At 63.5% G+C, this 12,592-nt stretch carries 12 protein-coding genes; 5 read left to right on the plus strand and 7 right to left on the minus strand.

The genetic code is table 11. The features are described 5' to 3' along the window. Nucleotides 1–8: 8 nt before the first annotated feature. From fabF to gmk, 4 genes are all read left to right on the plus strand, one after another. The gene (gene fabF / locus AC0L15_RS15765) at nt 9–1,271 is read left to right on the plus strand and encodes a beta-ketoacyl-ACP synthase II (RefSeq protein WP_287244087.1); all 1,263 of its coding nucleotides are present in this window, start codon (nt 9–11) and stop codon (nt 1,269–1,271) included. A gap of 102 nt (nt 1,272–1,373) precedes the next feature. Next, on the plus strand, nt 1,374–2,612 hold the full coding sequence (gene mltG, locus AC0L15_RS15770) for an endolytic transglycosylase MltG (RefSeq protein WP_128172740.1): 1,239 nt from the start codon (nt 1,374–1,376) through the stop codon (nt 2,610–2,612). Between the two features lie 180 nt (nt 2,613–2,792). Then, the gene (locus AC0L15_RS15775; protein ID WP_287244085.1) at nt 2,793–3,683 is read left to right on the plus strand and encodes a YicC/YloC family endoribonuclease; all 891 of its coding nucleotides are present in this window, start codon (nt 2,793–2,795) and stop codon (nt 3,681–3,683) included. Nucleotides 3,684–3,688: 5 nt separating this feature from the next. Beyond that, on the plus strand, nt 3,689–4,363 hold the full coding sequence (gene gmk / locus AC0L15_RS15780) for a guanylate kinase (protein ID WP_027152668.1): 675 nt from the start codon (nt 3,689–3,691) through the stop codon (nt 4,361–4,363). Nucleotides 4,364–4,375: 12 nt separating this feature from the next. Here gmk and rsmA read toward each other — a convergent pair whose 3' ends face one another. The 7 genes from rsmA to AC0L15_RS15815 all read right to left on the minus strand — a co-directional run bounded on the left by rsmA (nt 4,376) and on the right by AC0L15_RS15815 (nt 12,428). Continuing rightward, nucleotides 4,376–5,215, minus strand: a complete 840-nt coding sequence (gene rsmA, locus AC0L15_RS15785; RefSeq protein ID WP_287064406.1) for a 16S rRNA (adenine(1518)-N(6)/adenine(1519)-N(6))-dimethyltransferase RsmA — start codon at nt 5,213–5,215, stop codon at nt 4,376–4,378. 22 nt (nt 5,216–5,237) lie between these two features. After that, nucleotides 5,238–6,266, minus strand: coding sequence for a 4-hydroxythreonine-4-phosphate dehydrogenase PdxA (gene pdxA / locus AC0L15_RS15790; RefSeq protein WP_287245587.1), 1,029 nt, complete (start codon nt 6,264–6,266; stop codon nt 5,238–5,240). Beyond that, complete coding sequence (locus AC0L15_RS15795) at nt 6,263–7,195, minus strand: peptidylprolyl isomerase (RefSeq protein ID WP_023800699.1); 933 nt, start codon at nt 7,193–7,195, stop codon at nt 6,263–6,265. The genes pdxA and AC0L15_RS15795 overlap by 4 nt, the downstream gene beginning before the upstream one ends. A 203-nt stretch (nt 7,196–7,398) precedes the next feature. Then, on the minus strand, nt 7,399–9,687 hold the full coding sequence (locus AC0L15_RS15800; RefSeq protein WP_473496558.1) for an LPS-assembly protein LptD: 2,289 nt from the start codon (nt 9,685–9,687) through the stop codon (nt 7,399–7,401). A 128-nt stretch (nt 9,688–9,815) separates the two neighbouring features. Further along, the gene (lptG, locus tag AC0L15_RS15805) at nt 9,816–10,898 is read right to left on the minus strand and encodes an LPS export ABC transporter permease LptG (RefSeq protein WP_287244081.1); all 1,083 of its coding nucleotides are present in this window, start codon (nt 10,896–10,898) and stop codon (nt 9,816–9,818) included. Nucleotides 10,899–10,914: 16 nt separating this feature from the next. Then, on the minus strand, nt 10,915–12,117 hold the full coding sequence (lptF, locus tag AC0L15_RS15810) for an LPS export ABC transporter permease LptF (protein ID WP_027152662.1): 1,203 nt from the start codon (nt 12,115–12,117) through the stop codon (nt 10,915–10,917). Next, nucleotides 12,114–12,428, minus strand: a complete 315-nt coding sequence (locus AC0L15_RS15815; RefSeq protein WP_287073990.1) for a hypothetical protein — start codon at nt 12,426–12,428, stop codon at nt 12,114–12,116. The genes lptF and AC0L15_RS15815 overlap by 4 nt, the downstream gene beginning before the upstream one ends. On the opposite strand from AC0L15_RS15815, the gene AC0L15_RS15820 reads away from it, so the two are divergent. Then, the gene (locus tag AC0L15_RS15820; RefSeq protein WP_473496559.1) at nt 12,427–12,573 is read left to right on the plus strand and encodes a hypothetical protein; all 147 of its coding nucleotides are present in this window, start codon (nt 12,427–12,429) and stop codon (nt 12,571–12,573) included. The two genes, AC0L15_RS15815 and AC0L15_RS15820, sit on opposite strands and share 2 nt — an antisense overlap. Nucleotides 12,574–12,592: the final 19 nt, after the last annotated feature.

Consider the following 12,592-nt stretch of genomic DNA (forward strand, 5'->3'; position numbering starts at 1 on the left):
GACCTGCGATGAGGCGTGTCGTCGTCACGGGCCTTGGGCTGCTTTCGCCGTTCGGCGCAGGCTTTGAGCACGGCTGGAAGGAACTTCTGACCGGCCGCAGCGCAGCCAAGCGGATCACCGAGTTCGAGGTGGAGGATCTTGCCTGCAAGGTCGCCCACGTCATCCCGCGCGGCAATGGTGAGAATGCCACCTTCAATCCCGAGACCCTTCTCGAGCCGAAGGAACTGCGCAAGATCGGCGACTTCATCCTCTACGGGATCGCGGCCGCCGACGAGGCGCTGAAGGATTCGGGGTGGGCGCCGAAGACGCATCAGGAGCAATGCGCCACCGGCGTGCTGATCGGCTCCGGCATCGGCGGCATCGAAGGCATCGCCGAGAACGCGATGATCCTGAAGGAGCGCGGTCCGCGCCGCATCAGCCCGTTCTTCATCCCCGGCCAGATCATCAATCTTGTATCCGGCCAGGTTTCGATCCGGCATGGGCTGAAAGGCCCCAACCACGCCGTCGTCACGGCTTGCTCCACTGGTGCGCATGCCATCGGCGATGCCGCCCGGCTGATCATGTGGGGCGATGCCGACGTGATGGTCGCAGGCGGCACGGAAGCGCCGGTGACGCGGCTGTCGATCGCCGGCTTCGCCGCTTGCCGGGCGCTGTCGACCGACCGCAACGACGCTCCGGAAACGGCCTCGCGTCCCTATGACCGCGACCGCGACGGCTTCGTCATGGGCGAGGGCGCCGGCGTCGTCATTTTGGAGGAACTGGAACACGCCAAGGCGCGCGGCGCCAAGATCTATGCCGAGGTCACCGGTTACGGCTTGACCGGCGATGCCTATCACATCACCGCGCCGGCCGAAGATGGTGACGGCGCCTTCCGTTGCATGGTTGCGGCGCTGAACCGGGCCAAGCTGACGCCCGCAGACGTCGACTACATCAATGCGCACGGCACCTCGACCATGGCTGACACGATCGAACTGGGCGCCGTCGAGCGGCTGGTCGGCAACGCCGCTTCGAAAATATCGATGTCGTCGACCAAGTCGTCGATAGGCCACCTTCTGGGTGCGGCGGGCGCCGCCGAGGCGATTTTTTCGATCCTCGCCATTCGCGACAACATCGCGCCGGCCACCATCAATCTCGACAACCCGGAGCGCGAATCGGCGATCGACCTGGTGCCGCACAAGCCGCGCGCCCGCCAAATCGACGTGGCGCTGTCCAATTCTTTCGGCTTCGGCGGCACCAACGCCTCGCTGGTCTTCCAGCGCTACAATGGCTGACCGGTCCGCCGACCGGCACGGTCTATGCGTGTCGTCAATTTTGCCATATTCGCCCCTACTGTGCCCAAGGGGATTCGTTGCAAGACCAAACGGTAGGGCGCCATGAGCACAAATTCGGCGGACAACGGGCAATTCGGGCAACGGTCCGCACCGTCGGGTCCGATCGTGCCGAAAACGGCCAGCGAGGCACTGCGGCCTGAAGCCGGCACGCCGCCGCCCAAGCGCTCGCGCGCCTCGCGCAGCCAGTTCGTCGTGTTCATGAACTTCGTCATCTCCCTGGTGATGCTGTTGGTTCTGGCGGCTGGCTTTGCATTGTATTTCGGCAAGCAGGAATTCAACGAGCCCGGCCCTTCGGCCAATGCCGACACCTTCCTGGTCAAGCCGAATACCGGCGTCCAGGAGATTGCAGAGCAGCTCGAGCGGCGCGGACTGATCAGCGATGCGCGCATCTTCCGCCTTGGCGTGCGCGCTTTTGGCAATGATTCCGCCCTGAAGGCCGGCGAATACGAGATCAAGCCGCAGGCCTCGATGCGCGACATCATGGAGTTGCTGAAGAGCGGCAAGTCGGTGATGTATTCGCTGACCGTCCCCGAGGGGCTGACGGTCGAGCAGGCGCTGCAGCGCATCGCCGACCAGGCGGCGCTCGACGGCGATATGCCGGGGACCATTCCACCCGAGGGCAGCCTTGCTACCGACACGCTGCGTTTCACCCGCGGCGCGACACGCCAGCAGATGGTCGAAAAGCTTTTGGCGGACCAGAAGAACCTTGTCGAGGAAGTCTGGCAGCGGCGCGCCCCCGATCTGCCTCTGGCCAGTGTCGAAGACTTCGTCACCCTGGCTTCGATCGTCGAGAAAGAGACGGGCAAGGGCGACGAACGCTCGCGGGTCGCGGCGGTCTTCCTCAACCGGTTGGCCAAGGGCATGCGGCTGCAGTCCGATCCGACCATTATCTACGGCCTGTTCGGCGGCAAGGGCAAACCCGCCGACCGCCCAATCTATCAGTCTGACATCAAGAAGCCGACGCCCTACAACACTTATCTGATCAACGGCTTGCCGCCGACGCCGATCGCCAATCCTGGCCGTGCGGCACTGGAAGCCGTCGCCAATCCGTCGAAGACCGACGACCTGTATTTCGTTGCCGACGGCACCGGCGGTCACGTCTTTGCCGCGACGCTGGCCGAGCACAACGAGAATGTCGCCCGCTACCGGGCGCTGCAGAAGGAACTGGCCGATGAAGCCGCCAAGGCCGGTGCTGCCAAGGCCGACGCCGCCAAGGTGGAAGGTCAGACCGACGCGCCGGTTGACGACGGCGATGGCGACGCCGGAGCGGCGGCGCAGTAGCGCCCGGACGGTTGTGAAGTCGTCCCTCCGATTCGTCTGACGGCCGGGACGTGCTGATTTTGTCATCAGGAGCGCCCTGCGTCCGATTCGACGCGAACAGGCGCTCCGGATTTTGAAGCCGCGCACGATCTGGCCCGGAACCGCTTCCGGGATCATGCGCCAGGGGGAAGCAAGGGCATCATGAATTTGCAGAGCATGACCGGTTTTGCACGGGCCGTCGCCGAGCATGACGGCACGTCGATCGCCTGGGAGGTGAAGTCGGTCAACGGCAAAATCGTCGAGGTCAGGCTGCGGCTGCCGCAAGGCCTCGAGCGGCTTGAGCCGGCCGTCAGGCAGACGGTGCAGAAGCGCTTTGCGCGCGGCAATTTCCAGGCAACGCTGACCGTCGGCCGCGCAGCCGGCCAGCAGGCGCAGCCCGTGGTCAACGAGGCCTTCCTGAGAGATCTGGCGGGGCTGGCCAAGCGGCTGCAGGAGATGTTCGGCGCAGCGCCTGCGACAGCCGACGGGCTGCTTTCGCTGCGCGGCGTGCTCGACATCCCCGAAACCGTCGAAACCGAAGAGGCGCGGGCGGCGCTCGACAGCGCGATACTCTCGGCGCTCGAAGTGGCGCTGGGCGGGCTGGAGCAGGCACGCCAGAGCGAGGGCGCCGCCCTGCGCTCGCTGCTGTCCGGTCATATCGACGCTATCGAGGCGCTGACGCTGCGCGCCGAGGCCGATCCGTCGCGCGAGCCGGCGGTGATCCGCGAACGGATTACCGAGCAGGTGCGGCTGCTGATGGATGCCTCCGCCAATCTCGATGCCAGCCGGTTGCATATGGAAGCGGCGTTCCTGGCCACCAAGGCCGACATCCGCGAGGAGATCGACCGGCTGAAGACACATGTGGCATCCGGCCGGGTGCTGCTGGCAGGCGGCGGCGCCATCGGCCGCAAGCTCGATTTTCTGGCGCAGGAATTCAACCGCGAATCGAATACGCTGTGTTCGAAGTCGAACGCCGCTGCGATCACCGCCATAGGGCTGGAGCTGAAGGCGGTCGTCGACCAGTTTCGCGAACAGGTCCAGAATCTGGAGTAACCCTGATGGTCGCCAAGGAGCCTATGGTTGCCAGGGATTTGGGTTCCCGCATTCGCCGCCGGGGTTTGATGCTCGTGCTGTCGTCGCCGTCCGGCGCCGGCAAGTCGACGATCGCGCGCAATCTTCTGGAGAGCGATTCCAGTCTCGAACTGTCGGTCTCCGTCACCACGCGGCCGCGCCGCGGCAGCGAGATCGAAGGCGTCCACTATCATTTCCGCACCATGCGTGAGTTCGAGCGGCTGCGCGATTCGGACGAACTGCTTGAATGGGCCGAAGTGCATGGCAATTGCTATGCCACGCCGCGTGAGCCGGCCGAGCTGGCGCTGGCACAGGGCCGCGACATGTTGTTCGACATCGACTGGCAGGGCGCCCAGCAGCTCAAGGAGAAGATGCGCGCCGACATCGTCTCGATCTTCATCCTGCCGCCCTCGATGAAAGAGTTGAAGGCGCGGCTGAAGCGCCGCGCCGAGGACCAGGAATCGGTGATCGAGACGCGTCTGAAGAACGCTCGCAACGAGATCGAGCACTGGAAGGAATATGATTTCGTCATCATCAACGACGATCTCGACCGTGCCTTCGCCGAGGTACGCGGCATAGTCATAGCCGAGCGGCTCAGACGCGACCGCCGGCCCGGCCTGTTCGATTTCGTCTCGGGGCTGCTCGACGAGAAGACGGACTAGGGGCCGGCGCAATCACACCGCGTTGGTCAGTCGCACGAATTCCTCGACGCTCAAGGTTTCCGCCCGCCGCGTCGGATCGATGCCGGCGCGGGTGAGCAGGGCTTCGCCGCCGAGGCTCTTGACGCTCTGCCGCAGCATTTTGCGGCGCTGGCCGAAGGCCGCTTCGGTAACGCGGCCGAGCTTCTTGACTTCGGCGGGCAGCGGATTTGCCCGCGGCACCAGATGCACCACCGACGACACCACCTTGGGCGGCGGCGTGAAGGCTTGCGGCGGCACGTCGAAAGCGATTTTTGCCTCCGTCCGCCAGCCTGCCAGCACGCCCAGCCGGCCATAGGCATCGCTGCCGGGGCGGGCGACGATGCGCTCGGCCACCTCGCGCTGGAACATAAGCGTCATCGATGCGTAAAAGGGCGGCCACTCGGCGACGGTCAGCCAGCGTATCAAAAGTTCGGTGCCGATATTGTAGGGCAGGTTGGCGACGATCCTCACAGATCCATTGCCTCCATGTGCGCCTTCGGCAAGCGCTGCAAAATCCGTCTTCAACGCGTCGCCGGCAATGATTTCCAAACGGCCCGGATAGTGATCTGACACCTCCGCGAGCGCTGCCAGGCAGCGCTCGTCGCGCTCGATGGCGACGACCCGAGCCGCGCCGTGGGACAGCAGCGCCCGAGTCAGGCCACCTGGACCCGGGCCGACTTCGATTACCGTGGCGTCCGTCAGGTCGCCGGCGGCACGCGCGATCTTGCCGGTCAGGTTGAGGTCGAGCAGGAAATTCTGGCCGAGCGCCTTTTTCGCCTGCAACCCATGGCGTTCGATCACCGCGCGTAACGGCGGCAGCCCCTCGGTGCTCATGCGACCGCTCTCATGCAAAGCCTCATGCGGCGGCAGCCTTCGCCCCGTTGTCGGCAAGCCTGCGGGCGAGCCTGAGCGCCGCGATCAGGCTGTCGGTCAGGGCTATGCCCTTGCCGGCGATATCGAAAGCGGTGCCGTGATCCGGTGAAGTGCGGATGAAGGGTAGGCCGAGCGTAACGTTGACCGCCTCGTCGAACGCCAGCGCCTTAGCCGGGATCAGCGCCTGATCGTGATACATGCACAGCGCCACATCGTAGCCGGCTCGGGCGCGGGCGTGGAACAGCGTGTCGGCCGGCAGCGGCCCGAAAGCGTCGATGCCCTCCGCCCTCAGCCGTTCGATCGCCGGGCGGATGATGCGCTCGTCCTCGGCGCCCATCGCGCCGCCTTCACCGGCATGCGGATTGAGGCCGGCAACGGCAAGCCGCGGCTTGGCAATCCCGAAGCGATATTCGAGGTCGGCGGCGGTGATGCGGGCGGTCGCGGCGATCAAATCCGTCGTCAGCGCTTCCGGCACCTCGCGCAGCGCAATGTGGATGGTGACCGGAACCGTGCGCAACTCGGGACCGGCAAGCATCATCACCGGCATTGCTTGTGCGCCGGTGTGGAGCGTCGCCAGATGCGCCAGATACTCGGTGTGACCGGGAAAACGGAAGCCGGCATCGTAGAGCGGCTTCTTGGCGATCGGGCACGTAACGACCGCCGCCGCGCGACCGCCAAGGCAATCGTCAACAGCGCGGTCGATGGCCTCGATGATGCCGGCGGCGTTGGCCGGGTCCGGCCGACCGGGGTCGTCGACGAAGCGGGCGGCAAGCGGCATGACGGGCAGGGCGCGCCCAAAGACGCGCTCCGCTTCGGCTGGCACTGTCTCCGTGATTGGCACATCGGCGCCGAGCAGGCGCGCCCGTGCGGCAATCAGCGCCGGATCGGCTATAAGGTAGAAGGGCGGCACACCGGCGCTGTCGCGCGCCTGCCAGGCGGCAATGGCGATTTCCGGCCCGACGCCGGATGGATCGCCGGCGCTCAGCGCCAGCGCTGCCTCTGGCGACTTCAGCGCTCGACGATGCGGGCTTTCTTCCGCAACTCCTCGACATATTTCGTGGAGAGCTCATCGGCGTCCTTGCCACTCGAGCCTTCGCTCTGGAACACCATCTGGGCGGCCTTGTCGTCGGACACTTCGCGCGACGAGCAGATGCCGATGAACTCGACGCCGCGGTCTGTTTCGCGCGTGGGGGTGGCGCCGCCGACCTTGGTGGCCTTGATCTGGTCGGCCCAGTCCGGCGGCAATTGCGGCGCCAGTATCCGGCCGAGATCGCGAACAGTGACGTCGATCAGGCCCTTGGCGAATTCGCGCGAGGTGTTGCAGCCGTTGAAGCGGGCGCGCATAGCGTCGGCCTCGCGCTTGCGCTTGGACAGCGTCGCGCTACGCTCGGCCGCCGGCACGACGAAAATGACCTGCTGCAGCATGTACTCCATGGCGGTCGGCTTGTTGCCGCCCTTGTCGAGCATGCGCCTTACTGCGTCCTGCTCACTCACGGAGCCGCCGCTCTCTGAGCGATGGCGCGCGGTCAGCGCCTGGTTCCAGGCCATCTGCGAGCGGATGAACTCCTTGAAATGCTCCTTGCCGACGCCGGACTGCGCCATGACGCCATCGAGTTGCTTGAGCTGCATCTTGTTGGTCGTGGCAAAGCGCTGATAGGCGGCCTCGACCTGGGCGTCGCTGATGCGGATGCCGAGACGCTTGGCTTCGGCGACGCGCAGCGTCTGCTCGATCATTTCCTCGGCGGCATTGCCCTTCTTGCGCTGCAGGCGCAGGAAGGCAGCCCGATGCTGGATGTCGCCGGTGGTGATCGGTACGTTGTTGACGACGTATTTGATCTGGCTGGCGAAAGCCGGCGGCGTCATCATGGTGATCGAGGCTGAGGTCGCCGCCACCAGCAGCGCGAACCCTGCCGAAAAGAGGTATTTCCTCATCGAAAGCATCCCAATCCTATCTCGGTTGCGGCCCAATTTTATCGCATTTTGAGGGAACTGGAACCCGTGCCTGCCCTATGCGGCGAAACGATGTCGTTAGCTGCGATGTGCGTCCACTTTGACGCACGAAGTACGCTCAAACACTTTGGATTTTTCGGCCTATGCGTTGGCCGGCCGCCAGTTCCGCCCGTCCGTTATTGGCCAGTGGTCTGCTACTGGACAGTGTTGAGGGGGCTTTGCGTCGAGCCGAAATCGCCGAGCGTGCGAAACGACAGGTTGAAACCGATATTCTGCGACACTTCCTTGGTGCTCAGGTCGCGGGATTCCGAGAACGTCATCAAGTAGGTGAAGCAATCATCACTATAGGCAAAGCCGACCCCGTCCTTGACCAGGACGCTTTGCTCGAGATCGTAGGTGCCGGTACCGAAGACACGCCAGTTCTCGGCAAGTTGCGCCGAGGCGCCGAGCGTGACCTCGTGACGGTCGGTCGTAAAACCATAGAGCGGCTGAGCCTGGATGAAGGCGTATTTGGCGCTGAACGAAATCGGCAGGCCGGAATAGGCTGCCTTCACCTCGGTGCGGCGAATCTCGAAGCTCTGCTCGTCGAAGCGGCCGCTGACCGAGCCGGAAAGCCCGCCCGGGCTGTTGAAGCCGACAAGACCGACATAATCGGAACTCGCGGTCTCCAGGCCCGAATCTTCGCCGACGTTGACCATGTCCGGCGCGGCGAAGGAGTTCTGCCCGTCAAGCTGGTAGGATTGGCCGAACAGCGCGTTGGTGCTCCAGCCATTGTCATAGGCGCCGGAATAGCGCAGCCCGACATTGGCGCGCGTGCCGCCTTCCAAGCGGTCGTAACCGGAGAACTTGTCGCGCTCGAACAATGTCGTGGCATCAAAGACGAAGCTCTGCGCGTCCTCGTTGGGAACGGCGAGGCCGCCGACATATTGCTCGTTCGGACGCACGAACACCTGCGCCATCGGCTCGAAGATGTGACTGGAACTGGTCGACGAGAACAGCACCGGCCAGCGCATTTCCAGCCCGGCGGTTGCCATGAAGCGGGCGAGCGACGATCGCGTATCGTCGTCGACGCCGAGGTTGGACGCCATCTGATTGATGGCATTGAGCGATCCCGAAGAGGCGTTGACATAGCCGGCATCGCCGCGCAGCGCCAGCAGCGGCGTCAGCAGCAGCCCGCCATCGGTGGTGAAGGTGCGCTTCCATTCCGCTTCGGCAGTGAGACGGCCCGATTGGCCCTCGATGCCGCGTACACTGGTGACGGACGCAGCGTTGTTCGGATCGGCAAGGGCCCTATCCAGCCTGTCGCGGCTGATGGCCTGCGCGTTGACATTGAGCGACAGCTGCCCGCCGCCCACCGCCACGTCGGGGATGTAGGCGTAGTCGAGCGAGGGCAGCACCCAGGGCTGTTTGCCGGCGCGCGCGGTCGGATCGTCAGGGAGTGCCTCTTCCTGGACCACAAAGCGCATGGCGCGCACGTCGAAATAGTTGCGGCCGTTGAGGCCGGTCAGGTAGATCGAGGAGCGATGCACGCTGTCGCCGAAGTCTTCGATGGCGTAGGTGCGCGAGAAATTCTTGTCGGTCTGCAGCAGGACATCCCAGCCGAAGTCCCAGCGCGGATTGATAGCGAACTGGCCCTTGGTGCCCATCATGCCGCGGAACTCGTTCGGGTCGCCGGCCGCACCCGAATCGACATTGCGCCCGTCGTCGTCGATGAACTCGTCGGGATCCTCTTGCCGGATGCCGGCGATCTTCAGACTGTACTGGCCGTTGTTGAAGCGCTGGCGCCACTCGGCTTCGCCGAGAAAGCCCTGCTTGGTATAGCCGCTGCCGGTGACGGTGAGGTCGTAGGTTGGTGAGAGCGCGAAATAATAGGGGACTTTGACGCCGAGGCCGAGGTCGCTCTTGTAAGCGATGCCGGGGATCAGGAAGCCGCTCTTGCGCTTGACGGTCGGGTCGGCAATTTCGAAGGCCGGCAGATAGGCGAGCGGAAAGCCGAGAAACTCGAAATTCGAATTCTCGAAGCGAACCGTCTTTTTTTCGCCGTTCCAGATGATCTTTCTGGCCTTGATGCGCCAGGTCGGCGCTTTGTCCGGCTGGTCCTCGCACGGCTCGCAGGCCGTGTAGACGCCGTTGTGGAACGTCGTCAGCACGCCGCCCATGCGTTCCGCGCTTTCGGCGGCGAAATAGGCCTTGTCGACGGTTTCGACACGCAGCGCGTTGACGAAGCCGTCGGCGAAATCGTCGGTGATGTCGACATGCTGCGAATAGATCTTGGTGCCGTCGCTGTTGATGACCTCGACATTGCCGCTGGCGACGAGCCGCTTGGTGTTGCGATTGTATTCCACCCGCTGGGCGACGAGGCGGTTGCCGCCATAATCGATCTGCACGCCGCCGACGGCCGTTACGGTCTGGTTGTCATTGTCATAGACCAGCGTATCTGCCGCCAGCAGCATTTGCGAACCGGTGGGAACGTCGGCTGCCATGCCGCTGATATCCTGGGCAAAAGCCTGGATACTCGGAACGACGCAAGCGAGCAGGCACGCCAAGGCGCTCGCCCCATAGAGGCGCGCCGAATCGGCCTGCCTATGGATGCGCAAAACCGCCCCCCTCACTAGCCGTCTTCCTTGTACAGCAAGAAAGTCACCCCGAAGAACATAGCCACGACAACCGGAACCCATGCAGCGACGACTGTGGGTACGAATCCCGCCACGCCGAATGCCTTGACCAGCACTGTCACGACATAAAGCAGAAACCCGGCCAGGATGCCACCCAGAATCATCGTCGCGGATTGTCCCATCCTCGCAAATCGCATCGACACCGTTGCGGCGATCAAAGTCATGGCGACGAGAAGGAACGGCAACGCTACCAATGAATCAAACTGCATGGCAAAGGCATTTGCCTTGAGGCCGAAGGAGCGGGCAACCTCGATCTTGCCGGGCAGATCGTAGAAAGGGATGGTTTCCGGGCGCGCCAGCCGCTCTTGCACGAACTCGGGCTTGAGATCGGTCGGTATGCGGTCGGTTGCCACCGATTGGATGTTGCCGTCCCGGAACACCTTGACGTCCTGCAGTTCCCAGTAGCCATCTCGCAAATAGGCGTGCGCTGCGTCCTTGCGTTCGACGATGTCGCCTTGCGGGTTGAGGACGAAGAAGGCGGCGTCGGCCATCTCCAGGCCCTGATTGAGGATGGCGCGCGCGCCGATGATGGTATCGCCGGAACTGGTTTTCTGCCGGATCCAGGGCTCGGCGTCAGCTGACACGGTGTTCGACTTGCCGGAGCGGAGCTGGGTTTCCATTTTCTCGGACCAGGAAAACGCATGCGCGGCGATCGGATTGATGACGCCGACCGACAACACCCCGAACAGCAGCGCCCCGATGCAGCACGGCAGCAGGAATTGCCATGCGGATACGCCGGCGGAACGCGCGACGACCAGTTCATACCTGCGATTGAGCGAGACCAGCGTCGCCATCGCCGAGAACAGGCCGACGAACGGCACCGTCTGCAGCATGATCATCGGCATTCGCAACCCTGAAATGGCAAACGCCGTGCCGTAGGTAAAACCCGGCAACCCGGTCGTGCGGCCGGAAAGCTCGGTGAAGTCGATCAGGAAGACAAGCGCCAGGAGGCCGATGAAGAACCAGATGGTGATCGTCACGTAGCGGAAGAAGAAGTATCTGCCCAGAGTCCAGCCCATTAGCGTGTCCAGCCCATCAGCCGGCCTCTTGGCCAGAAGCGCCGCGCCTGGCGAAGCGGAGCTTCAGGGCGCTCCAGCCGTCACCGAAGCGGCCAGCGAAATTCGTCATCCAGTCGGCCCAGGCGACCGGCAACTCCATGGTCCGGTTGGAGACGATGAACCATGTCGCGACTGCGGACGCCACAATAGGAACGCCGTAGACCATATAGGCGTATTGCGGAATGTTGTCGGCCTTCCCAGCGGCAAAGAAACCGAGCCAGCGCACGAAAAGAGCAATCGCGATAGACGTGATCAGCGGATGAATGCGCGCCTCACGATGGGAGCGCGCGTCTCCCGCGACCGCAAGCGCGATCAGCGCGAAAACGAGTGAATAGGACCATTCGGAGAAACGCTGGTGGACCTCGGCCAGGTACTTGTTCGGCCTTTTCTGGAACATCTTGTCGTTCGGACTGGGATTGAGCAGGTACTGTGTCGTCCGGTCCTTCGGCAAGAGCAATACCTCCGATGAGGCCGACATGAAGGCCGACAGGTCGAAGGCATAGGAGGTGAACCGGATGACCGAAAGATCGCCGGCCAGCGTTTTGCGATGGATGACGCCGTCGTTCATCATCAGCACCCGCTCGTCGCCGCTTTCGATGATGGCGCCGCTCTTGGCGTAGTAGATGAGGTTGACGCCTTCTTCGCGTGAATCGGCGACAAAAATGCCGCCAAGGCGGTTGTCCGGAAGCCGCTCGCCGATCTGCAGGAACAGGCCGTCGTCGATCTTGCGGAAGGTGCCTTCCTGGATGATGAGCGACAGAAGATCGGCGCGCGACGACGCCACCAGCTCGCGGTTTTTCTGTCGTGCATAGGGGTCGACGCCGTTGTCGACGGCGAATGAAAAAACACTGGCCGCCAGCGCCAGGAGCATGATCGGCCTGACGATGGTCCAGCGCGAAGCGCCTGCGGCGTTCAAGACGGCAAGCTCAGAATCGGAATTCATCGCGCTCAGTGTCTGCGCGACCGCGACCACCAGGGCGAAGGGCACGACGATCGGGACGATCGACGGAATGATCAGCGCAGCGACCTCGAAGAAGGTCAGCGCCGACTGCCCGCTGTCGGTCACGAGATCGATGCGGGCGAGCACCTGCGTCGTCCACACGATCGCCAGCGTCCAGATGAGCGCTGCGAGAAAGACCGCCAACGCACGACGCATGATGTAGCGTTCAACGACCTTCATGAAGGCTTTTCTCGATTTTGCCGAACGGCATCATGCCTCCAGACAAGGTAGTCGCCCGGCGACGCCTGCACAACCGGTCCGTTGGCGGTTCGATCTGGTTCCCGTCCCACATCGTTGTTTCCGGTGGCCGGAGTGTCGGCGGCATTGGATAAGAAAGGGCGAACATCAATGGTTAACAACAGGTTCCGGCAGTAAAGCGGGGCCGTGCCGCGACGAATCGCCATCGATTCCATCTGCCATATGGGATCGGATTCCGGCAAAGTCTTGCCAAATGCCGGAAAACGACCAAATGTCGCGCCGGTCACCGACATGGTCGCCGTGGCTGCGACAGGTACAGGCGTGAAAGCAGAAGTGACAGAATTGTGGAGTCAAACCGGCGAGGAATCGATTTTTAACGGTGCGGTCGTGATCGGCGCCAACACAATCACGCAGCAGATCGCCAGGCAGGGGCGATGATTGAAAATGGGGGTGGTGC

Source organism: Mesorhizobium sp. WSM4846 (genome assembly GCF_055811415.1).